Below are 23,371 nucleotides of genomic sequence, written 5' to 3'. Positions count from 1 at the left end.
CCATGACCACTGCCTTGGCCCAGACAAAGACCGACAAAGCCCCGGCCAATGACCGGCTGCCGGGCAATGCTGCCCTGATGTTCGACGCCGTCTCGATGACCTTTCCCGATGGCACACAGGCGCTCGACACGGTGACGCTGGCCATCCAGCCGGGCGAGTTCGTCTCCATTGTCGGCCCCTCTGGCTGCGGAAAATCCACCCTGCTCAAGCTCGCCTCGGGGCTTGAGAGCCACACCTCGGGCGATATCTGGGTGGATCGCGACAGCCTTGGCTATACGTTTCAGGACGCAACGCTGCTGCCGTGGCGCAAGGTTTTGGCCAATGTCGAGCTGCTGATGGAATTGCGCGGCTTCGATCCGGCCGAGCGCCGCCGCATTGCTTTGGAGCAGATCGAGCTGGCGGGGCTGTCGGGGTTTGAAAACCACTATCCCCGGCGGCTGTCTGGCGGCATGAAAATGCGAGCCTCACTGGCGCGCTCGCTGGCGCTCAATCCGGCGGTGTTCCTGTTCGACGAGCCCTTTGGGGCGCTGGATGAAATCACCCGCGAGCGGCTCAATGATGAGCTGATCGCGCTCTATACCAGGCAGAAATTCACTGGCGTTTTCGTCACGCACTCGATCCCCGAGGCGGTTTATCTGTCCACCAAGGTCGTGGTCATGTCCAAGCGGCCCGGCCGGATCGTCGCCAGCTTCGACATCGCCTTCCCCGAGCCGCGCACGCCTGAGCTACGCTATAGCAGCGGCTTTGCCGAAGTCTGCGGGGAAATCTCGCTGGCCCTGCGCAACGCGATGGAGGGCTAGACTATGGCAAAATCCCAACGCAAGCTCGCCGTGGAACGCTATCTCGCCAAGCCGCTGGCCGCGCGGCCGGGTATGTCGCAGCGCTTTGCCGCTGCCCTGCTGCCGCCGCTGCTGATGGGCGTGCTGGTCGTCATCGCCTATATCTGGACGCGCTCGGGGCTGGAAACCCACCGGCAATTCCTGATGCCGACGCTTGAGGGCCTGTGGACCCAGGCCTTCAGCCAGCCCGCAGTGCTCGGCCAATTGTTCAACGCTGCCGTCACCACGCTATCGATTGCGCTGGCGGGGCTGGCCATTTCCATTCCCATCGGCATGTTGCTGGGCGTGGTGATGTTCCGCTTCCAGGTCATGGAAAAGGCCATCTTTCCCTACCTCGTCGCGCTGCAATCCATCCCGATCCTGGCGATCATTCCGCTGCTGCAATCGGCGCTGGGCTTCGGCTTTCTGCCCAAAGTGCTGATCGTGGCGCTCTTCACTTTCTTTTCCATTCCGACCACGCTGCTGCTCGGCCTCAAGAGTGTCGATCGCAGCATTATCGACCTGTTCCGCCTGCAAAAGGCCGGTTGGCCCACCATGCTGGTCAAGGCCGGTTTCCCTTCGGCGGCGCCGACGCTGTTTGCCGGGCTGCGTATTTCGGCGGGGCTCGCGGTGATCGGCGCCATCGTGTCGGAACTGTTTTTCCTGTCCGGCCCCGGGGGGCTCGGGCAGATGCTGATCAACGCCAAGATCGATTTCAAATACGAACAGATGTATGCCGCATTGCTGGTGTCGTCGGTGCTGTCGATCTCGGTTTATCTGCTGTTCAGCTGGCTTGGAAACCGGCTGTTTTCAGAATGGCACGAGTCGGGGGGAGGTAGCGCGAGGTACAAGCCAGACCCGCGCACACCGAAATTCTTCACATGGGACAACAATGATGAACTTCAGGACCTTACTGCTCGCCGTCACCGCGCTTACCGGCATAGGGCAAGCCGCCCAGGCCGCCGAGCCCGGCGCCTTCGCCAAGGCGCATTACACCACCCCATTGGCCGACGTGTGCCCCAATCCCTTCATCATCCAGAAGGATTGGCTGGCCCAGGCCGAGCATGGCGGGCTCTATCAGATGATCGGGGCAGGGGGCGAAATGTCCTCCGGAAAATATCAGGGGCCACTCGGCTCGACCGGCATCGATCTGGTGCTGCTCGAAGGCGGCGGCGGGGTCGGGCTGGGCGATGGCGAAACCGCCTATTCGGCGCTCTATATGGGCAATTCCAAAGCCGGCGTGACGCCCCATCTGGGCTTCCAGGAGCTGGACAACGCCTTCATCTTCTCCAAGCAATTCCCGGTCGTCGGCGTGGTCAGCCCGCTCGACAAATCGCCCACATCCCTGTTCTGGGACCAGGCCACCTATCCCGAAGGCTTCAAGACCATTGACGATCTCAAGGCCTTCGCCGCCTCCGGCAAGGGCAAGATCTACGTCTCTACCATCAAGCGCACCTTCGGCAAATATCTGGTCGATCAGGGCGTGCCGGCCGATGTGTTCGTGGAAGGTTATCGCGGCGATGGCGAGAATTTCGTCGTCAACAATGGCACCTGGCTCAATCAGGGCTTTGTCACCAGTGAGGTCTATAAATTCGCTCACGGCAACAACTGGGCCAAGCCGATCGACTATCTGCTGATCTCCGATCTGGGCTATTCGATCTATACCGGCATGCTCTCGGTCGCCACCAACCGGCTGGAAGAACTGGCGCCGTGCCTTGAAAAGCTGGTGCCGATCATCCAGCAGGCCGAGGTGGATTATGTTACCGACCCGGTCGAGGCCAATGGGACCATCGTGGCCTTCAACGAGGGCGGCTTCGGCGCCGGCTATTGGAAGACCGATGCCGACCTGATGACCTATGCGGCCAAGGCGCTGGTCGATTCCGGTGTGGTCTCCAATGGCAGCAATGCCACTTTGGGCGATTTCGATATGGCGCGGGTTTCGGCGCTGTTCGATCTGGTCAAGGGTGGGCTCGACGAACGCGCCGACCCGGCTGTGACGCCGGAAAGCGTCGTCACCAACCGCTTCATCGATCCCTCCATCGGGCTGAAGTAATGCCGCATCCGCAGGCCATTCTGCTCGACGGCGACCAGCTCGCCGAGCGCCTGCGGGGCGAGATGAAAGCCGATGCGGCGCAACTCAAGGCGCGCGGCATCCAGCCGAAAATGGCAACCGTACTGGTGGGGGATGACCCCGCCAGCGCCAGCTATGTGGCGCGCAAACATGCCGATTGCGCTCAAATCGGCATTGCGGTCGAGGACATGCGGCTACCGGCTACGATCGCGGCGGATGAACTGCTGGCGGTCATCGCGGCGCTGAACGCCGATGCGTCCGTGCACGGCTTCATGGTGCAATTGCCACTGCCGGCAGGGCTCGACGGAGCCGCCATGCTCGAAGCCGTGCGGCCCGACAAGGATATCGATGGGCTGCACCCGATCAATCTGGGGCGCTTGCTGGGCGGCCAGCCGGGCATCCTGCCCTGTACGCCGGCCGCCATCCTCACTCTGCTAAGGGCCTACGACATACCTTTGGCCGGAGCCGAAGTGGCTATCATCGGTCGCGGCAATCTGGTGGGCCGGCCCCTGGCTGTGCTGCTGTCGCAACGCGGTATAGACGCCACCGTCACACTGTTGCACAGCGGCTCCCGCGACCTCGCCGCTACCACGCGCCGCGCCGATATCATCATTTCGGCCGCGGGACTTCCCAACCTGATCAAAACCGACATGGTCAAGCCCGGCGCCGCTGTGATCGGCGTTGGCATCAGCTATGTCGATGGCGCGATGATTTCGGATATCGCTGCGGGCGTTGCGAATGTGGCCGGTTGGATCACGCCACCGCACGGCTCTGTCGGGGCGTTGACCCGCGCCATGCTGCTCAAAAACCTGCTGCAGGCAGCGGCCAGGCAATAACCGCGCGCTCATTCCTCCCCCGCGTCCTGCGCCGAACGAAAATGGTTGCCGTAACCCCCGGCGCTAGCGTGGCCTTGCTGGCAAATCATCGGAAGGGAAAAAGCCTTCTGAATATGGCCTCCGGCAGGCCTCGCAACGTTTATCTATCAAATTAGTAGACTTATAATCCCGGCACGTGATTTGCTATTCGGCAGGGGAAACAATGAGCTACGCATTGAGCGTGCTGGACAAGAGTCCGATCGTCCGTGGCGAGGACCCGGCGCTGGCCCTGCGGCGCACTGTGGCGCTGGCGCAGCGGGCCGAGGCCCTGGGATATCGGCGCTTCTGGGTGGCCGAACACCACAATACGCCTGACCTCGCCAGTTCATCGCCCGAAGTCCTGCTGGCCCATCTTGCCGCCCATACAAGGAGCATCCGCATTGGTTCGGGCGGCGTGATGCTGCAGCATTATAGCCCCTATAAGGTCGCCGAGAATTTCAACTTGCTGGCGGCGCTGGCGCCGGGGCGGATCGATATCGGTATCGGCAAGGCGCCGGGCGGGCTGCCGCTTTCGACCAAGGCGCTGCAATTCGGTCGCGACCTGGCCCAAAAGCCCGATTTCCGCACCCAGCTGGAAGAACTCGACCGCTTCCTGTCGGACGATGCAGCGCGCCGCCCCGAGGGGCTGGATGCGACGCCGCGGCCGCGCAATGCGGGGGAAAGGCACTTGCTCGGGGCCAGCGTCGAAAGCGCGGCCTTGGCAGCCGAACTGGGCTGGAACTTCGTTTTTGCCCGCCATCTGAATGGCGACGACGCGACGCTGTCGGCAGCAATCTCGACCTATCGCGATGCCAGTGGCCGCACGCCTGTGGTTGCGCTGGCGGCTGTCGTGGCCCGCTCGGCGGCAGAGGCCCGGGCGCAGGCCGAATTGTTCACGCCCTATCGCGTGCATATTCCGGGCGCGCAAAGCGTCACCGTGGGCAGCGAGGCGCAGGCGGCTGAATATGCGCGGCAGGCCGGCGTTAGCGACTACACGGTCGAACGCCGCCAATCCACGGCGCTGGCCGGCGATGGCACGGACATCATCGCGGCGCTCGACCAGCTCGCGCGCCAGCATGGCATTGCCGAATTCATCATCGATTTCGCCAATGCCGGCGATAGCCGCATCGAAGCGGTCGAACTGGTCGCCGCCGCCCGGCTGCAACCATTGCCAACAGCACTTTCCGCTTAAATCATGGGGCCTTCAAAATGAGCCAGAAACGCATTCCCTTCGGCATCATGCTGCACGGCCCCGGCGGCCATATGAACGCCTGGAAGCATCCAAGCGTGCCCGCCGACGCCAGCGTCAATTTCGACTTCATCCTCAATACGGCCAAGCGGGCCGAGGCGGCGGGCATTGCCTTCGCCTTCGTTGCGGACGGGCTCTATATCAACGAGCAGTCGATCCCCCATTTCCTCAACCGCTTCGAACCGATTGCGTTGCTCTCGGCACTGGCGACGGTGACCAGCAAGATCGGGCTGGTGGGCACGCTGTCCACCTCCTATAGCGATCCGTTCACCGTGGCGCGGCAGTTTGCCTCCATCGACCTGCTCAGCAAGGGCAGGGCGGGCTGGAATGCGGTGACCTCCCCGCTCGAGGGATCGGCGAGGAATTATGGCCGCGCCAGCCATCCCGACCATGCATTGCGCTACGAAATCGCGGCCGAGCACATCGAGATCGTCAAGGGCCTGTGGGACAGCTGGGACGACGACGCCTTTGTGCGCGACCGGGCCAAGGGTCAGTTCGCCGATTTCACCAAGCTGCACCGGCTCAATTTCAAGGGCCGCTTCCATTCGGCCGAAGGCCCGCTCAATATCCAGCGCTCGCCCCAGGGGCAGACCGTGCTGTTCCAGGCCGGCGGCTCCGATGCGGGGATCGATCTGGCGGGCCTGCATGCTGACGCGGTTTTTGCCAATTCGGCCTCGATCGAGGAAAACCGGGTCCTGACCAGCAAGCTCAAGCAAAGCGCAGTGGCGCATGGCCGGGGTGCCGACGCCATCAAGGTCCTGCCGGGAATCGGCCCGGTCGTGGGCTCGACCGAGGCCGAGGCGCAGCGCAAATATCAGGAAATCCGCGACCTGGTGAATATCAGCGAGGCGCTGGCCTATCTTGGCCGCTTCTTCGATCACCACGATTTCAGCCAATATGATGTGGATGCGCCATTCCCCGAACTGGGCGATCTGGGCTCCAACAACTTCAAGTCCGGCACCGATCGCATCAAGCGCATCGCCCGGGAAAAAGGCCAGACCCTGCGCGAAGTGGCACTGGAATCGGCGACACCGCGCAGCGAATTCGTCGGCACGCCCGAGCAGATCGCCGACAAGATCGAGGAATGGGTCGATACCGCCGCATCCGACGGCTTCGTGCTGGGCTTCCCGGTCCAGGGCATCGGGATCGAGGATTTCGATACCCAGGTGCTGCCGATCCTCGAACAGCGCGGGCGCCATTCGCGCGAGCAGATTGGCGACACCCTGCGCGATCACCTGGGCCTGCCATTCCGCGAAAGCCGCTATGCGCTGGCCGACACCAAGGCGGCCGGCTGATGAGCGGAGCGGCGCCGGTGACCGATGAGGATTTCGTGGCGCTGCGCCACCGGCTGCATGCGGCGCCCGAACTGGCCTATGAGGAGCACGAAACCAGCGCGCTGGTGGCCTCGTACCTGAGCGAATGGGGCTATGATGTTGTAACCGGCGTCGGCCGAACGGGCGTGGTGGGAACGCTGCGGCAGGGGCCTGGCGAACGCTCGCTGGCCCTGCGCGCCGATATGGATGCGTTGCCGATCGAGGAAGCCACCGGCCTTGCCTATGCCAGCCGCAATCCGGGCAAGATGCATGCCTGCGGCCATGACGGGCATACCACGATCCTGCTGTCCGCAGCGCGTCAGTTGGCGGCAAGCCGGCAGTTTTCCGGCACCTTGCGGGTGATTTTCCAGCCGGCCGAGGAGAACAATAGTGGCGCCCGCACCATGATCGAGGATGGCCTGTTCGAGCGCTTTCCGGTCGATGCGGTTTTCGGCCTGCACAATTGGCCCGGCATTCCCACCGGGCAATTCGCCTTTCTCGATGGCCCGGCCATGGCCTCGGTCGATCTGGTGATCATCAAGATCCATGGGCGCGGCGGGCATGGGGCCAAGCCGCACCAGACGGTCGATCCGGTCGTGGTCAGCGCCAGCCTGGTCATGGCCTTGCAGACGCTGGTGTCGCGCAATGTCGATCCGCTCGAAATGGCGGTGGTGACCGTCGGCTCCATCCATGGTGGGGTGGCGCCCAATGTCATTCCCGATAGTGTCGAGCTGCAATTGACGGTGCGCACCTTCAACGCCGCTATCCGCGAGCAGATCCGGCAGCGGCTGACCGCGCTGGTGGAAAGCCAGGCGGCCAGTTTCGGCGCCAGCGCCGAGGTGTTCTATCCGCGCGGCTATCCGGTGCTGGTCAATCATGCGGCCGAAACCGAGTTCGCCCGCCAGGTCGCCCGCCGGCATTTCGGCGAGGGGCGGATCGACACCAGCCTGCGGCCGATCACCGCCAGCGAGGACTTTGCCTTCATGCTGGAGCAGCGGCCTGGTAGCTATCTGTTCCTGGGCAATGGCGACAGCGCCGACCTGCATAGCCCGCATTATGATTTCAACGACGCCATCCTGCCCGATGCCGCCCGCTATTGGGTGCAACTGGCCCAGGATTACCTGGCGACCAACGCGGTCGCGGCGTGATTGCTTCCGGAGCTTCGAAATGACCGACAGCTTTCTTTACACGACGCCAAATGCCGAGATTTCCCGGCCGCTGATCGAGCAACTCACGGTGGAATACCGCAATCGCTATGGCAATTATTTCGGCGAAGATTCCTCGGCCGAGATGAACCGCTATCCGCCTGAACGCTTTGCCGACCCTGATGGCGCCTTCGTCCTGCTGTTGCGAGACGGCAAGCCCATCGCGGGTGGGGCCTTCATGCGCTACGACGACACCACCGCTGAATTCAAGCGGATGTGGACCGACATCGACCACCGCCGCCAGGGCCTGGCGCAGCGCGTGCTGGCGGAGCTGGAAAGCCGGGCGGCTGCCAAGGGCTATAGCCGCGTCTATCTCACCACGGGCTTCCGCCAGCCCGAGGCGGCCAAGCTCTATCTCAAGAGCGGCTATACCGCACTGTTCGACGTCGCCGCCGACCCCGAGACCATCCAGATCCTGCCGTTCGAGAAAGTGTTGGCGCCGGCTGGCATTCATCCGGGGTCGCGCAACGATCATCTGAGCGCGCCCGCCGCCTAGGGCAAAAATGTCCTGAGACATCGCAAACACAGAACGGGAGCACATTGCTGCGACGCCTCGTTCGAACCTAATGTCTATCAGATTTATAGAATAAGAGGGTGACATGGCATCGGCAACGGAAGTCGGCACGGAAACCAGTTCGGCGGGCAGGGGCTCGGCGCGGGACTATGCCCGCTACCGGGTGGTGCCGGCGCGCCATCCCTGGCGCATCGTGGGGAGCCTGGTTGCGGCCTTTGTCATCGCGGTGTCGCTGCATTCGGTGTTCACCAATGAGCGCTGGGGCTGGTCGGTCTTCGCGCAGTTCTTCTTTTCCGAACCCGTCCTGGTGGGGCTGGGCCGCACGCTGCTGTTGACGGCGCTGGCCTCGGTCATCGGCTTCCTGCTCGGCGGCGTACTGGCCTTCGCGCGGGTCTCCAAATCGCCGCTGCTGTCGGGCCTGTCCTGGGGCTATATCTGGCTGCTGCGCTCGATCCCGCTGATCGTGCTGCTGCTGGTGCTCAACAATCTGGGCTATCTCTACGCCACCATCAATATCGGCGTGCCCTTCACCAATATCCTGTTCGCCCAATTCGACACGGTGCAGACGCTCAGCCCGTTTTCGGTGGCGCTGATCGGGCTCAGCCTCAATCAGGCGGCCTTCTCATCCGAGATCATTCGCGGGGGCATCCTGTCGGTGGATCAAGGGCAGCACGAGGCCGCCGCTGCACTCGGCTTGACCCGCTGGCGCCAGGGCATTCATATCGTGCTGCCCCAGGCCATGCGCGCCATTCTGCCATCCGGCTTTAACGAGATCATCGGCCTCGCCAAGGCGACGTCCATCGTTTACGTGCTGGCGCTGCCCGAGCTGTTCTACACCGTGCAGGTGATTTACCGCCGCAACCTGGAAGTCATTCCGCTGCTGATGGTGGCGACCGTCTGGTACCTGATCATCATGATCGTGCTGTCCAGCGTGCAATATTTCGTCGAGCAGCATTTCGCCAAGGGCGCGCGCCGCGATGCCGGCCCGACTGCCATCGACAAGGCGCTGCGCTTCCTGGCCCGCCGGCCCACTGACACGGTCGGCACCTCGGCTACGAACGTTGCCCGCAAGCCGCTCAGCACTGCCTTTGGCAATACCGGCGAAGGCCGGGTAGACCTGCATGGCATCAACAAGAGCTTTGGCGCCAATGTCGTGCTCGACAATGTCAGCCTAACCATCGCGCCCGGCGAAGTCACCGCCATTATCGGCCCGTCCGGCGCCGGCAAATCCACCCTGCTGCGCACCATCAACCATCTGGAGCGCGCCGATGCCGGCGTGGTCAGCATCGATGGCGAATTGATCGGCTATGAGCGCCGCGGCGATGTGCTCTATGAGCTCAAGGAGCCCGCCATCCGCCGCCGCCGCTCGGCCGTGGGCATGGTGTTCCAGAGCTTCAACCTGTTCCCGCATCTGACGGCGCTCGAAAATATCATCGAAGCCCCGGTCTCGGTGGGCGGCGTGCCGCGCGAGGAGGCCATTGCCGACGCGCGGGACCTGCTGGCCCGCGTGGGCCTCGCCGACAAGGCCGATGCCTATCCGCGGCACCTCTCAGGTGGGCAGCAGCAGCGCGTCGCCATCGCCCGGGCCCTGGCGCTGCGGCCCAAAGTGCTGCTGTTCGATGAGCCGACTTCGGCGCTTGATCCCGAACTGGTGGGCGAAGTGCTCGATGTCATCAAGGAATTGGCCAAATCCGGCACGACGCTGATCATCGTGACGCACGAAATCGGCTTTGCCCGCGAAGTGGCCGACCGCGTGGTGTTCATGGAAGGCGGCAAGGTGCTGGAAGTCGGGCCGCCCGAGCGGCTGTTCAACGAGCCGTCCCATCCGCGCACCCGCGAGTTCATCGCCAAGGTTCTCTAACGTCCAACGCCTGCGCCGCCTGCTCATGCCATTCGTCCGGCAGGCTGGCGCACGCCTCGATCAAGCCAAAGGAACGCCAATTGCTCTCCAGAAAATCCTTCATTATCGCGGCGACGAGCCTGCTGCTGGCAGCGTCGACATCGGGCATCGCGCTCGGCCAGGCCGCCGGCTTCAGCCTCGAGCCCAATCCGGCCAATCGCCTGCATGCGGAAAAGGTCGACGCCATCGCGGCCTTGCTGCCGCCCGACTATAAATGGGCCAAGGACGGCGTATTGAGCGTCGCCATTGCCGCCGGCGCGCCGCCGATCGCGACCTATGCGACCGATGGCGCCACGGTGGTTGGCTTCGATCCGGATATTGGCCGGCTCGTGGGCGAGGTGCTCGGGCTGCCGGTCGAGATCGTGCCGATCGCCTGGGCCGACTGGCCGCTGGGGGTGACGGCGGGCAAGTATGACGCGGTGATTTCCAATGTTGGCGTGACCGAGGAGCGCAAGGAGAAGTTCGACTTCTCGACCTATCGCATCGGCATCCACGGTTTCTATGTCAGGGCCGATAGCCCGATCACCTCGATCAAGGAGCCCAAGGATATTGCCGGGCTCAAGATCATCACCGGTTCAGGCACCAACCAGGAGCGCATTGCGCTCGAATGGGATCGCCAGAACCAGGAAGCGGGCCTGGCGCCGATCGAGCTGCAATATTACGACGACGATGCGGCGGCATCGTTGGCCATCAGCTCGGGCCGGGCGGATGTGCAGCTCAATCCCAATGCACCACAGGCCTATCACGCCGCGCTGACGGGTGACACCAAGCTGGTGGGCACGATCAGCTCCGGTTGGCCGAACCCCGCCGATGTGGGCATTACCACGCGCAAGGGCAGTGGGCTGGCCGAGCCGTTCACCGCCGCGATCAACCATCTGATCGAGACCGGCACCTATGCCGAACTGCTGGCGCAGTGGAATGTGACGCCCGAGGCGGTGCCAGAATCGCGGACCAACCCGCCCGGCCTGCCCAAGCCGCCGGCGTCGTGATCGGGACGATCCAGCATGGCCCTCAATATCAGGCATATCGGCTTTCTGACGCCGGGCAATTTCAGCAATGACAATCCCTTCGAGGGGATCGACGCCACGCTGAACCTGATCGCCTTCGGCGAGCAATTGGGCTTTGACAGCGCCTGGGTCCGCCAGCGGCATCTGGAGCCCGGCATCGGGCAGGCAGCGGTGTTCTTGTCTGCGGCGAGCCAGCGCACCAGCACGATCCAGCTTGGCTCAGCGGTAATCCAGATCGGCTATGAGAGCCCGTTCCGGCTGGCCGAAGACCTCTCCATGGTCGATGTGCTGTCGCGCGGGCGGCTCAATGTCGGGTTGAGTGCCGGCGTGCCGCCACATGCGGCAATCCTCGGGCCGCTGGTGCACGATGGCGATTGGCAGGGCCATGATCTGGGCCATGGCCGCATCGAACGCTTCGCCGCCAATCTGCGGGGCGCTTATCTCGGCGATGACGACACCACCATCGCCACCCCGTTCGGCCCACAGCGGCCGCGCCTGCAACCCTATGCTGCGGGCCTGGCCAACCGCCTCTGGTATGGCGGCGGTTCGCTCAAATCGGCGCGTTGGGCGGGGGAGAATGGCTTCAACCTGCTCACCGGCAATGTGATTTCCGGCGAAGACACCGACGACTTCCACACCGCCCAGCGCAACCTGATCCAGGCCTATCGGCAAGCCTCGGACGGCTGGCCGGGGCGGGTCGCCGTCGGCCGTGTGATCGTTCCCACCGACAGCGCACCGCCTGCGCGCATTGCCCGCTACGAGGCTTACGCCGCTGGCCGCTATGAACGCACCCTCAAGCCGCAGGGCGAACGCCGCACGCTGTTCCCGCGCGATCTGGTCGGCAGCGCCGAGCAGATCGCGGGTTGGCTGCTTGATGATCCGGTGCTGCCGCTGGTCGACGAATTGCGGATCGAACTGCCCTACGAGTTCACGCTCCCGGAATACGAACAGATCCTGACCGACACCATCACGCGCATCGCTCCGGCGCTGGGCTGGTCGGCCAAGTCCTCATCCCAGGCCCGGCCCGCTATCCGGCTGGTCTGACCCACCATGCCCGGCCCTGCGCAAAGCCGCGGCACATCACAGCGCGTCACGACGAAACGAAAGCATGACATGACCAAGCCAAACTCCCTCAGACTGCTGCTGGCCGGCCTTGCCCTCGCGGCCCTCACCGGTACTGCCTTCGCCCAGGCCGCGTTCGATCTCAGCCCCGAACAGCCGGGCCGCCTCAAGGCCGAGCCCAATGCCGAAGCGATCGCCGCCATCCCGGCCGATTTCAAGTTCGCCAGGCCAGGCGCCTTCACCGTTGCGGTCTCGCCGTGGGACCCGCCGATTGCCACCTATGCCACCGATTCCCAGACCGTGGTGGGCTCCGATCCCGATATCGCCTCGCTGATTGCGGACTCGCTGGGGCTCGAGCTCAACCTGGTGGCCGTCGCCTGGGCCGATTGGCCGCTCGGGGTCAGTTCGGGCAAGTACGACGCGGTGATTTCCAACGTCACCGTGACCGAGGAGCGCAAGGAAAAGTTCGATTTTTCGAGCTACCGCCAGGACGTGCTGGGCTTTTATGTCCGCTCCGACAGCCCGATCACCGCAATCAATGAGCCCAAGGACATTGCCGGGCTCAAGGTCATTACCGGCGCCGGCACCAACCAGGAAAAGATCATCCTGGAATGGGATCGCCTGAATGTCGAAGCCGGTCTCGCCCCGGTCGAAGTGCAATATTACGACGACTCGGCGGCCAGCACGCTCGCCATCCAGTCCGGCCGGGCCGATGTGGAGTTCAACCCGAACCCGACCCTGTCCTATTCCTCCGCCGTCACCGGCGATACACGCCTGGTCGGCATCCAGAGCGGCGGCTGGCCGCTCAAGGCCGAAATCGCCGCCACCACTCGCAAGGGGTCCGGGCTGGCCGATGCCATCACCATCGCCATCAACGGGCTGATCGAAAGCGGGCTCTACGGCCAGACGCTGGAACACTGGAACATCGCCGCCGAAGCGGTCGAGACGTCGCAGACCAATCCGCCCGGCCTGCCCAAGACCTGACGCCGGCAATTGGCGGCCGCCCTTCGGGGTGGCCGCTGGTCAACCCGCGTCCAGCTTGGCGAGCATCTGTTCGCTATGCGCCTTGAAATCAAACGGCTGGCCGCCTGCCGCCGGGGCGCTGGCGGACAATAGAGCCATATTGGCCGACCATACGGCCTCGAAATAGCACACGACCCACTTCATGGCGGCCAGCCAATCCAGATCGCCATCGCCATAGGCCGCCAGCAAGTCTTGCTCTGCGGTGGCGTCGAGGCCGGCGGACAGCGACAGACTGGCAATGTCGTACATGCCGTCACCGATGCCGGAAAATTCCCAATCGGTCAGCCAGAAGCGCCTGCCGTCGGCCAGGATATTGTTTGGCCATAGATCATTGTGAGTCACCCAGCGGGGCTGTGGGGCGGCGGCTGCCAGGGCATCCAGCCTGTTGCGGTGACGCGCTTGGATCAATTCACCCGCGTTGAGGGCGGCGGCGCTGCGCTCCATATGGGCGATGCGCTCAAAGATCGTTCTGCCGCCCGCGATCTCGCCGGCCTCTATGGTGTGCAGCCGCCGGGCCAGTGCGATGGCCTGCAGCATGACGGGCCTTTGCCGTAAGGCCTGCGGCTGCAGCGGCACGGCCTGATCGATCCACTTGCTGATCATCATGCCGCTGTCGAGATCGTAATGCACTAGCTCCGGCCCGATACCGGCCTTGCCGGCGATCTGCGCGATCGCTGCCTCTTCGCGCCGGTCCACACCCATATGCGCGGCCGCCCGCTCACTGGCGAGGCGAACGGCATAGGCCTGCCCGCTGCCCGGACACACCAGTTGCAGAACGCGATTGTTCAGGCTCTGCACGCCCACCAGCTCGAAAGCCTCGAAGGCGGTGGTCCCCACTATTGCGGCCAACCGCTCGGCCAGATCCGGTGGCAGCTCGATCGCGCGCGTCTGAAACGTCATCCTTGCACCCATTTCCACAGGGGATTGCCAATCGCAGAATAGATGATAACGTTTCAACATTGTTGATGATAGCCACGCAAAGAAGGCTGGATCAATGCGGAGGAGAAAGCATGAGCAAATTCAAAGGTGTCTGCGGACGACGTGCACTTCTGTCGGGTCTGGCCACGGCGGCGCTGCTAGCCATGGGTGGCGCTGCCCTTGCCCAGGATGCCAGCGGCGAGCTGGTCATCCTGCAATGGCAGGGCGGTACCGACCTAGAGATGTGGCATGAGGTCGAAGCCAAGTTCATGGAGCTGAACCCCGGCGTCACCGTGCGGGAGTTCCAGCCGGCGGGCGGGCAGGGCGATGCGCGCGGCGGCATCCGCACGGCGCTGCTGGGCGGCGAGGTGGTCGACCTCATCATCAATACCTGGCCGGCATTCCGCGCCGAACTGGCTACGGCCGGCATCCTGCGGCCGCTCGATGAGCAATGGGCCAGCCTTGGCTGGGACGACAAGCTGAGCCAATCCTGGAAGGATCTCGGCTCCATCGATGGCGTGCCCTATGGCGTGACCTATACCTATGGTGACCGCTCAGCCATCTGGTACAAGACCGCCCAACTCGAAAAGGCCGGTGTCACCCCGCCCACGACCTGGGATGAGTTCCTGGCCAGCTTCGATAAGCTCAAGGCCGCCGGCTACGCCTATCCCGTGGTCATCCCGGCCAAATATTGGGCCCATACCGAGTGGTTCGAGACCCTGCTGCTGCGCACCGCCGGCGTCGAAACCGCGGCACAACTGGCGCGCCACGAAATCCCCTGGACCGATCCCAAGGTCAGGGCCGCCCTCGTCAAGGTCAAGGAAATGCTGGATGCCGGCTGCTGCGCCGATCCGGCGACCATGCTGGCCACCGAAGACCCCTATCCGGCGATCTTCCGGGCCGAGGAAGCCAATTACCTGCTGTTCGGCATGTGGACCAATGCTGCGCTCAAAAGCGATTATGAGCTGCAGGAGGGCATCGACTATTCCATCTTCCAGTTCCCGGCGCTTGGCATGGGGTTCGACGATACGTCCAGCGTCGATACCAAGGAGCTCAACGCCACCAGCAATGGCAACAATCCTGCTGCTGCGGACGCTTTCCTCGATTTCATCATCGGGCCGGACGCCGCCAATATCATGGGCAAATACGGCTATGCCTCGCCCAGCACGGCATTCGACACGTCCCTGCTCGGGCCGGTGCAGCAGACGGCGGTCGCGGCCGTCGCCGGGGCAAAGGTGCAATTCGTGCTGGGCGATCTGCTGCCGGGCGATCTGGTCGACGAATACCGCGTCCAGCTGCAGCGCTTCCTGCAGGACCCGAGCGAGGCGACGATCGACTCGGTGCTGGCGGCCATCGAAGCCAAGGCGGCCACGGCCTATTGATGACCAGTTCCGAGGCAAAACCAATGGCGGGCGCGCTCGCCGATATCTCCTCCCCCTGACTGGCGGCCGGCGCAAGCCGGTCGTCAGGCGCGGGCGCAAAGGGCTCGGTGAAACGCCGGCGGCGTGGTTGCTGATCGCCCCCGTCATCGTGCTGTTCGGCATTTCGGTGGTCTATCCGCTGATCGATACGATCCGGCTGTCGCTCTTCGACATCAAGGGCCTGGCCCCGGCAAAATATGTGGGCCTGGGCAATTACCTGACCCTGTTCGCGGATGCCACATTCCGCAATACGCTGCTGACCACGCTGATCTTCACACTGGGCACCACGCTCATTTCGGTGTCGCTGGGCTGGACACTGGCCATGCTGTGTTCCTTCGCGCCGCGCCATACCCTGCCATTTCGCGGCATGTTCTTCGTCACCTTCGGCATTTCCGAGGCGGTGTCGGGCTATATGTGGATCAATATCCTGCGGCCCGACAAAGCCGGCCTGCTCAATTCGCTGATCGGCAATGTGCTGCCGGGTTTCCAGCATTCCTGGCTCGGCGATCCGGTGACGGCGCTATGGTCGCTGATCTTCGTGGCCTCCTGGAGCGGGGTCGGCCTGCCGCTCATGCTGTGCTTCGCAGCGGTGCAGGGCATTCCCAAGACGGTGCTCGAGGCCGCCTATATGGACGGGGCCAAGCCCATGTCCATCATGCGGCACATCATGGTGCCGCTCTCCATGCCCGGCGTCCGCGTCGCGATTTTCATCAATCTGTTGGGCGCGCTGCGGGCCTTCGACATCATCTATGTCATGACCGGCGGCGGGCCGGTGCGCGCCACCGAAACGGTGGGTTATTTCATGTATCGGGAATCCATGACCCAGTTCAAACTCGGCTATGGCGCCGCCGCCACCGTGGTGCTGCTGGTCGCCGTCTTGGTCATTTCCATTCCGGCCATCATCCAGCGTACGGCAGGTGCGAAATGATCGGTCGCGTTCCGTGGTGGACCGTCATCGTGGTCGGCGTGCTGGCCGTGTGCTGGGTGGTCCCGGTGCTGGGCATCGTGCTGACCTCCATACGGCCACCCGCCGACGTGGCGCTGGGCTGGTGGCGGCTCGACAATATCCGCTTCACGCTCGATGCCTGGCAGCGCGTCTGGGTGGAATATCCGCTCGCCGAGTCGTTCTTTTACACGGCCATGCTGGCGGCCCTGGCAACGCTGGGCACCATGCTGCTGACGCCGGCGGCGGCCTATGCTTTCCACTTTCTCAAGTTCCGCTCGCGCCGGCTGCTGCTGATCATCATCATTAACGCCTTCGTGCTGCCCCAGCAGGTCGTGGTCATCCCGCTGTTCACGCTGTGGCGAGACATGAAGCTGATCGACAATCCCCTGGCCGTGCTCATTCCCTATGTCGGGATGAGCTTTGCCTGGTCGATTTTCCTCGTGAAGAATTTCCTCGAGGATTTTCCCAAGGAGCTGATCGAGGCCGCCAAGATCGATGGCTGCGGCCCGATCAAGACCCTGCTGCATGTCGTGCTGCCCAATGCCACCAGCCCCATCTTTGCCGTGGGCGTGCTGCAGTTCCTGTGGAGCTGGAATGCCCTGCTGCTGCCCATGCTCTATCTGCGCACCATGGTGCCGCTGCCCGTCCTGCTCACCAAGGTGTCCGGCACCTATGAGATGAACTGGGACCTGCGTTCGGTCGCGGCCATCGTCACGACCATCGTGCCCCTCATCGTTTTCGTCGTGTTTCAACGCCAATTTGCTGCCGGCTCGCAAACCCGCACCGGAGCCAAGGAATAACTATGCCCGTGACCAACAAGCCGCTCCGCTATCGGCAGATCCATCTCGATTTCCACACCTCCGAGCATATCCCGGGTATCGGCGCCGCCTTTGACCCCGATGATTTCGTCGCCACGTTCAAGGCGGCCAATGTGGATAGCGTCACCATCTTCGCCAAATGCCACCACGGCTGGTCCTATTACCCGACCAAGGTCGGTGCGCCCCATCCCAATCTGGCCCGGCCCGATCTGATGGGCGACATGGTCAAGGCGCTGGCCGCCGCCGATATCGAGGCGCCGATCTATATCTCGGTGCAATGGGACGAGCGCAATGCGCGCCTGCATCCAGAATGGCGGGTGCGGTCCGCCACCAGGAACCGCTTCGATCCCGGCCAATTGCAGGCCGCCTGGCACACGCTGTGCCTCAATCACAAGGCCTATCGCGACGAACTGCTTGAGCATGCGCGCGAGGTCGTGCGCAATTACGACACGCCTGGCCTGTTCTTCGACATCGTGCTGGCCACCGATTGCGTATGCCAGGAATGCCTCGACAGCATGGAGGCCCATGGGCTCGATCCGGCCAAGCCCGAGGATCGGCTGGCCAATGACGAATGGGTCAACGAGGTGTTCCGCACCGAAATGACCGCCGCCTTGCACGCCGAATTTCCGGGCCTGCGCATCTTCTACAATTGCGGCCACATCCATAAGCAGGGCCGCAAGCGCTTTGCGCCCTATAGCCATCTTGAGCTGGAAAGCCTGCCTACCGGTGGCTGGGGCTATGACCACTTCCCATCCAGCGCGCGCTATGCGGCAACGCTGGGCATGGATTTCCTCGGACAGACCGGCAAGTTCCATCTGTCGTGGGGCGAGTTCGGCGGCTTCAAGCACCCGGATGCGCTGGAATATGAAATCGCGCAGATGGCGAGTCTGGGTGCCAAATGCCTGGTCGGAGACCAGCTCCATCCCAATGGGGCCATCAACGCCGATACTTATGCGTCGATTGCGCCGGCCTATGCCCGCCTCGCCAAGCTGGAACCCTATATCGAGGCGGCAAAGCAGGTGTCGCAGGTGGCCATCCTGTCCTCGGAATATTTCCACCATGCCGGCGACCGCAACAGCACGGCCGATGCCGGCGCCGCCCAGATGCTGCTCGAGCTGAAAATCCCCTTCGACGTCATCGACGGCACTTCGGATTTTTCACCCTATGCGGTGATCATCCTGCCCGATGATATTCCCGTGGATGCAGCGCTTGCCGACCGGCTGAACGCCTTTGTAGGGCAGGGCGGCGGCCTGCTGCTGTCAGGCAATTCGGCGCTGGGTGCAGATGGGCAATTCGCCGTCGCGGCCGGTATCCGTAGCGAGGGGCCGGTGGCGTTCACGCCCAGCTATATCGGCTCGGGCAATGAGCTCGACCCCGCACTGACCAAGTCGCCCTTTGTCGTCTATGGCACGGCCCAGCAGATCGTGGCGCAGGACGCCCAGGTGCTGGGCCAGGTCGTGCCCCCTATTTCAACCGCAGCTACCAGCATTTCTCGTCACACGCCCATGCGCCCGACAATACGGACTCGGCGCCCCTTGGGGCGGCGGTGACGCTGTCCGGGCGGGTGGGCTACATCGCCTATCCCATCTTCGGCATCTATCACAATGTCGGCCAGCCGCTGTACCGGCATGTGGTCAAGGCCCTGTTGTCGCGCCTGCTGCCCAAGCCTGCCTTGGGCACGGACCTGCCCTCGGCGGGCCGCGCGACGCTGACCCATCAAGCCGATCGCAACCGGCACATCCTGCACCTGCTCTATGGCCCGCCCCAGGTGCGCGGCAAGGCGGTGCCCAACGGGGAGGGCACCCGCGTCATGGAAATGATCGAGGATATTCCGGCCATCGGCCCGGTCAGCGCTGCAGTGCGTCTGCCCAGCCGCCCGGCCCGCGCCTATGAAGCGGTGAGCGGCCAGAATCTCGAGGTGCAGGACCTCGGCGACGGCACCTATGGCGTCACCCTGGATCGGCTGCGCATCCACGCGGCTATCGTGTTCGAACAAGCCTAGGAGGATCGACAATGGCAAGCGTAACGCTGAGCAATGTCAGCAAATCCTATGGCGCTTTCGAGGTCATCGACAATCTCAACCTGACCGTCGATGACGGCGCCTTCACTGTTTTCGTCGGCCCCTCGGGCTGCGGAAAATCCACGCTATTGCGCATGATTGCCGGGCTCGAGCCGCTCACCAAGGGCGACCTGATCATCGATGGAAAGCGCGTCAACGATGCCGATCCCATCGAGCGCGGCGTCGCCATGGTGTTCCAGAACTACGCGCTCTATCCCCATATGAGTGTGGAGCAGAACATCGGCTTCTCCCTGCGCATGGCGGGGCTGAGCAAGCCCGATATCGAGGCCCGCGTGGCCGCTGCCGCACAGACGCTGCAGATCGAGCCGCTGCTCAAGCGCAAACCCGCCCAGCTTTCGGGCGGACAGCGTCAGCGCGTCGCCATCGGCCGCGCCATCGTGCGCGACCCGGAGGTCTTCCTGTTCGATGAACCGCTCTCCAATCTCGATGCCGAATTGCGCGTCTCCATGCGCGTGGAAATCGCCAAGCTGCACAACAAGCTCGGCTCCACCATGATCTATGTGACCCACGACCAGACCGAGGCGATGACCCTCGCCGACAAGATCGTGGTGATGCGCGATGGCAAGATCGCCCAGTCCGGCACGCCAGACGAGCTTTATGATAATCCCGACAATCTGTTCGTCGCCGGCTTTATCGGCTCGCCGCGCATGAATTTCCTGCGCGCCGAACTGACCCAGGGCAGCCTCAAGCTGCCATCCGGCGCCGTGCTGACGGCGGCCGGCCTGGCCGACGCCGGCGACGTGCTGGTCGGCCTGCGCCCCGAGCATTTCGTGCTCGAAGGGGGTGATGCCAGCCTCATGGTCAAGGTCGATGTCGTCGAAAATCTGGGGGGCACGCGCTACCTCTATGGCACGACCGGATCGGGCGAAACCCTGGTGGTGGAAGTGCGCGACAGGCCGGGCATTAAGGCCGGCGACAATGTGCAGGTGGGCATCAACGCCGCCCGCAGCATGGTTTTTGCGGCCTCAGGCCAACGTTTACGTCCAGGACACTGACTTTATGACATCCCTTAATCTCTGGTATCGGTCCCCCGCAGTGGAGTGGACCGAAGCGCTGCCGCTCGGCAATGGCAGGCTGGGCGCCATGGTGCATGGCGCCATCGGCCGCGAGGAAATCCAGCTCAACGAAGCCACGCTGTGGTCCGGCGGGCCCTATCAGCCGGTCAATCCGGCGGCGCTGCCCAATCTGGCCGCAGTGCGGGAGCTGATCTTTGCCGGCCGCTATGCCGAGGCGCAGGCGCTGGCCAATCAGCATCTGATGGCGCAACCCTATTTGCAGATGAGCTACCAGCCGGCCGGCAATCTCTTCCTCGAATTTCGCCATGAGGCCGCGCCCGGCAGCTATCGGCGCGAACTCGATCTTGAAACCGCTGTAGCCACAACCAGCTATTATCTGGGCGGCACCACTACGCTGATCAAGCGCGAAAGCTTCATCTCGGCAGCCGATGATGTGCTGGTCCTGCGCGTCGAGACCGCGCGCCCTGGCACACTGGCGTTCGAAGCCTGGCTCGATAGCCCCCAAACCGGCGATTGGCTCACCGGCGACGCCACGCGCCTTGATTATCGCGGCACCAATTTCGGCAAGCATGGCATTGAGGGCCAGCTTCGCTTCGGCATCGGCGTCGATATGCGCCTTGAAGGCGGCACCGCCGAGCGCCGGGGGCGGCGCCTCGTGGTGCGCGACGCGACGGCCGTGGTGTTCATCCTCGACATCGCCACCTCCTTCCGCCGCTTCGACGATGTCTCCGGCGATCCCGAGGCGCTGCTGGCGGCGCGGCGGCAAGCCGTTTCCGGTAAGGACTTTGCCACACTCCGCGCCGACCACATCGCCGCGCATCAGCGCCTGTTTAACCGCCTCGCCATCGATCTGGGCCCCGGCCAGGACCTGCCGACCGATGAACGCATCGCTCGCTTTGCCGACGGCCGGGACCCCGCATTGGCGGCGCTTTATGTGCAATATGGCCGCTATCTGATGCTGTCCTCCAGCCGCCCCGGCACGCAGCCCACCACCTTGCAGGGCATCTGGAACAAGGAGACGCGGCCGCCCTGGGGCAGCAAATACACCACCAATATCAATGCCCAGATGAACTATTGGCTGCCCGATCCGGCGAACCTGGCGGAATGTTTCGAGCCGCTGCTGGACATGGTGGAAGACCTGACGGTGACGGGCGCCGAAATGGCACGCGCCCATTATGGCGCCCGCGGCTGGGTGCTGCATCACAATACCGATTTGTGGCGCGCCACCGGCCCCGTCGATGGCGCCGAATGGGGCCTGTGGCCCACTGGCGGCGCCTGGTTCTGCGCACAATTGTGGGATCATGCCAGCTTTGCCGGTCGGCCCGACGCCCTGGTCGAGCGCCTGCTGCCGATACTGACAGGCGCGGTGCGCTTCTTCCTCGATACGCTGCAGCCGTTGCCAGGCACCGACCTATTGGTCACCGTGCCGTCTCTCTCGCCGGAAAACCTGCATCCGCATGGCGCGGCCCTTTGCGCCGGCCCGACCATGGACAACCAGATCCTGCGCGATCTGTTCGACGCCTATCTCGATGCCAGCGCGCAATTGGGCCTAACCGATCCGATGCAAGAGGAGGCCAGCGCCGCGCGCGACCGGCTGCCGCCGCATCGCATCGGCCGGGCAGGGCAGTTACAGGAATGGCTGGAAGATTGGGACATGGAGGTGCCCGAAATGCACCATCGCCACGTCTCCCACCTCTATGGGCTCTATCCCAGCCAGCAGATCGCTATCGATACCAGTCCCGAACTGGCCGCCGCCGCGCAACGATCCCTCGAGATCCGCGGCGACGACGCCACCGGCTGGGGCATTGGCTGGCGCATCAATCTGTGGGCGCGGCTGGGGCAGGGCGACCATGCCCACGACGTGCTGGCGCTGCTGCTCTGCCCGCAGCGCAGCTATCCCAACCTGTTCGATGCCCATCCCCCGTTCCAAATCGATGGCAATTTCGGTGGCGCTGCAGGCATTCTCGAAATGCTGGTGCAATCGCGCGAAGGCGTGCTCGACCTGTTGCCGGCGCTGCCCTCCCATTGGCGCCGGGGCTCAGTCCAGGGCCTGCGCGCCCGCGGTGGCCTGACGCTGGATCTGGAATGGCGCGATGGCCGCCCCACCAGCCTGCGCATCACCTCAACCCGGCCGCAGACCGTAATCGTCCGGTGGGGTGAAAGCTCGCAGGAATTCACGCTGACCGATAGCGGGCAGGCGTCACTATCCTTCTAGCCCGCAATACGGATTGACATTCAGGGCCGCGAGAAGGCCCTGAATGGATTATGGTGGGTGAGCTGGATGATCGTTTCCTGCGAAACGCCACGGCTGATCAGCAGGGGAATGAGTTCGGTGCTGACGACGGTGTAGGGCTTGGGCACGCCGCCATTGGGCAGCGCGGGGTCGAACCAGCCGCGGTCGTGGCTGATCAGCAATTGGTTACCCAGTCCGGCTTCGAGAGCCCGCAGGATCAGGTCGGCGCTTTCGCTGACCGGAACGGCGCCGATATTGTCATATTCGATCCAGGCTCCGCGCGCGGCGACCTCGCGATGCAGCGAAAAGTCGGGCTCCGCATGCGTATGAATGGACACGAAACGGCTAGCTGAACCGCCTTCCGCTTCGATGATGTCGAGCTGGTCCATCACCACGCGCCCGCGGATGGTGTGGCTGCCGATCAACGCGTCGCTTGCCGTCGCAGCGCGGGTGGCCGCGCGCAATATCCGCTTTTCGAGATCAGTAATGCCGTCATCGCCCGCGCTCAGCTTGACCCAGCCGGCGAGCACACCGCTTGCTTCGATGCCCTCCTGCAGTTCGGACAGCATCCAGTCATGCAGCGCGGTTTCGCTGGCATCCTGCACCCATGCCGGTATCCAGGGCTCGCGATAATTGCCAGTGGGAACCACGATCGGAAAATCTGTCGCCTGGCTGACGGCAAGATCGAGATCGGCCCGCCGTCCGACCCCGCCAGTCGAACACTCGACCAGCGCGGTCACCCCCAGCGCCTTGATGGCCTCGATCTGCGGCACCATCAGGGCCAGCACGGCCTCGGAGCTGGCCTGCGCATAGCCGGGCTGATCCGGCGTTCGCAGATCGACGAAAACATGCTCGTGCGGAAGAATCATGCCGAGCTGGTCGGCCCGCATCTTCCCCAAGGTCGTATAGAGATATCGCATGGT

The 23,371-nt window shown here is 63.8% G+C and carries 20 protein-coding genes and 1 pseudogene; 19 read left to right on the top strand and 2 right to left on the bottom strand.

The features are described from left to right. Positions 1-2 precede the first annotated feature (2 nt). The 12 genes and pseudogenes from N8A98_RS22600 (at position 3) to N8A98_RS22540 (ending at position 12,977) form a co-directional block, all read left to right on the top strand. Entirely contained in the window at positions 3-800 is a 798-nt protein-coding gene (locus tag N8A98_RS22600; RefSeq protein WP_262168693.1) for an ABC transporter ATP-binding protein, read from the top strand. Between the two features lie 3 nt (positions 801-803). After that, positions 804-1,565 (top strand): annotated as a pseudogene (locus N8A98_RS23405) (ABC transporter permease); the annotation flags it as partial. 145 nt (positions 1,566-1,710) lie between these two features. Continuing rightward, positions 1,711-2,871 (top strand): hypothetical protein, encoded by a 1,161-nt coding sequence (locus tag N8A98_RS22590; protein WP_262168690.1) that lies wholly within the window; start codon positions 1,711-1,713, stop codon positions 2,869-2,871. Further along, positions 2,871-3,725 carry a bifunctional 5,10-methylenetetrahydrofolate dehydrogenase/5,10-methenyltetrahydrofolate cyclohydrolase gene (locus tag N8A98_RS22585; protein ID WP_262168689.1) on the top strand — a complete coding sequence of 285 codons (855 nt, stop codon included), beginning with the start codon at positions 2,871-2,873 and terminating at the stop codon, positions 3,723-3,725. The genes N8A98_RS22590 and N8A98_RS22585 overlap by 1 nt, the downstream gene beginning before the upstream one ends. Before the next feature lie 202 nt (positions 3,726-3,927). Further along, positions 3,928-4,935 carry an MsnO8 family LLM class oxidoreductase gene (locus tag N8A98_RS22580; protein ID WP_262168687.1) on the top strand — a complete coding sequence of 336 codons (1,008 nt, stop codon included), beginning with the start codon at positions 3,928-3,930 and terminating at the stop codon, positions 4,933-4,935. 17 nt (positions 4,936-4,952) lie between these two features. Then, on the top strand, positions 4,953-6,287 hold the full coding sequence (locus N8A98_RS22575) for an LLM class flavin-dependent oxidoreductase (RefSeq protein WP_262168686.1): 1,335 nt from the start codon (positions 4,953-4,955) through the stop codon (positions 6,285-6,287). Beyond that, positions 6,287-7,453, top strand: coding sequence for a M20 aminoacylase family protein (locus N8A98_RS22570; RefSeq protein ID WP_262168684.1), 1,167 nt, complete (start codon positions 6,287-6,289; stop codon positions 7,451-7,453). The genes N8A98_RS22575 and N8A98_RS22570 overlap by 1 nt, the downstream gene beginning before the upstream one ends. 19 nt (positions 7,454-7,472) lie before the next feature. Next, on the top strand, positions 7,473-8,006 hold the full coding sequence (locus N8A98_RS22565; RefSeq protein WP_262168683.1) for a GNAT family N-acetyltransferase: 534 nt from the start codon (positions 7,473-7,475) through the stop codon (positions 8,004-8,006). A 103-nt stretch (positions 8,007-8,109) separates the two neighbouring features. Then, positions 8,110-9,885 carry an amino acid ABC transporter permease/ATP-binding protein gene (locus tag N8A98_RS23310; RefSeq protein WP_315974526.1) on the top strand — a complete coding sequence of 592 codons (1,776 nt, stop codon included), beginning with the start codon at positions 8,110-8,112 and terminating at the stop codon, positions 9,883-9,885. 80 nt (positions 9,886-9,965) lie between these two features. Next, on the top strand, positions 9,966-10,913 hold the full coding sequence (locus tag N8A98_RS22550) for an ABC transporter substrate-binding protein (RefSeq protein WP_262168681.1): 948 nt from the start codon (positions 9,966-9,968) through the stop codon (positions 10,911-10,913). Positions 10,914-10,928: 15 nt separating this feature from the next. Beyond that, entirely contained in the window at positions 10,929-11,975 is a 1,047-nt protein-coding gene (locus N8A98_RS22545; protein ID WP_262168679.1) for an LLM class flavin-dependent oxidoreductase, read from the top strand. A 69-nt stretch (positions 11,976-12,044) separates the two neighbouring features. Then, a complete protein-coding gene (locus N8A98_RS22540) occupies positions 12,045-12,977 on the top strand; it encodes an ABC transporter substrate-binding protein (protein ID WP_262168677.1) in 933 nt (310 codons plus the stop codon). Positions 12,978-13,016: 39 nt separating this feature from the next. Here N8A98_RS22540 and N8A98_RS22535 read toward each other — a convergent pair whose 3' ends face one another. Next, positions 13,017-13,916 carry a choline/ethanolamine kinase family protein gene (locus N8A98_RS22535; protein WP_262168676.1) on the bottom strand — a complete coding sequence of 300 codons (900 nt, stop codon included), beginning with the start codon at positions 13,914-13,916 and terminating at the stop codon, positions 13,017-13,019. Between the two features lie 110 nt (positions 13,917-14,026). Here N8A98_RS22535 and N8A98_RS22530 point away from each other — a divergent pair, with 110 nt between their 5' ends. From N8A98_RS22530 to N8A98_RS22500, 7 genes are all read left to right on the top strand, one after another. Beyond that, the gene (locus N8A98_RS22530; RefSeq protein ID WP_262168674.1) at positions 14,027-15,316 is read left to right on the top strand and encodes an ABC transporter substrate-binding protein; all 1,290 of its coding nucleotides are present in this window, start codon (positions 14,027-14,029) and stop codon (positions 15,314-15,316) included. A gap of 127 nt (positions 15,317-15,443) precedes the next feature. Further along, the gene (locus tag N8A98_RS22525) at positions 15,444-16,283 is read left to right on the top strand and encodes a carbohydrate ABC transporter permease (protein WP_262168673.1); all 840 of its coding nucleotides are present in this window, start codon (positions 15,444-15,446) and stop codon (positions 16,281-16,283) included. Further along, positions 16,280-17,101 (top strand): carbohydrate ABC transporter permease, encoded by an 822-nt coding sequence (locus tag N8A98_RS22520; protein ID WP_113123232.1) that lies wholly within the window; start codon positions 16,280-16,282, stop codon positions 17,099-17,101. Before N8A98_RS22525 ends, N8A98_RS22520 begins: the two co-directional genes overlap by 4 nt. Before the next feature lie 2 nt (positions 17,102-17,103). Continuing rightward, complete coding sequence (locus N8A98_RS22515; RefSeq protein WP_262168670.1) at positions 17,104-18,669, top strand: alpha-amylase family protein; 1,566 nt, start codon at positions 17,104-17,106, stop codon at positions 18,667-18,669. Beyond that, the gene (locus N8A98_RS22510) at positions 18,666-19,121 is read left to right on the top strand and encodes a hypothetical protein (RefSeq protein WP_262168668.1); all 456 of its coding nucleotides are present in this window, start codon (positions 18,666-18,668) and stop codon (positions 19,119-19,121) included. Before N8A98_RS22515 ends, N8A98_RS22510 begins: the two co-directional genes overlap by 4 nt. Positions 19,122-19,132: 11 nt before the next feature. Next, on the top strand, positions 19,133-20,194 hold the full coding sequence (locus N8A98_RS22505; protein WP_262168667.1) for an ABC transporter ATP-binding protein: 1,062 nt from the start codon (positions 19,133-19,135) through the stop codon (positions 20,192-20,194). A 4-nt stretch (positions 20,195-20,198) separates the two neighbouring features. After that, on the top strand, positions 20,199-22,430 hold the full coding sequence (locus tag N8A98_RS22500) for a glycoside hydrolase family 95 protein (protein ID WP_262168665.1): 2,232 nt from the start codon (positions 20,199-20,201) through the stop codon (positions 22,428-22,430). Positions 22,431-22,450: 20 nt separating this feature from the next. On the opposite strand, the gene N8A98_RS22495 is transcribed toward N8A98_RS22500, so the two are convergent. Then, the gene (locus N8A98_RS22495; RefSeq protein WP_262168663.1) at positions 22,451-23,368 is read right to left on the bottom strand and encodes a phosphotriesterase family protein; all 918 of its coding nucleotides are present in this window, start codon (positions 23,366-23,368) and stop codon (positions 22,451-22,453) included. Between the last annotated feature and the right edge of the window lie 3 nt (positions 23,369-23,371).

The organism is Devosia neptuniae, assembly GCF_025452235.1.
Taxonomy (GTDB): Bacteria; Pseudomonadota; Alphaproteobacteria; order Rhizobiales; family Devosiaceae; genus Devosia.
Note: the sequence above shows the minus strand (reverse complement) of the source record. Positions and strands in the feature narration are given on the sequence as shown.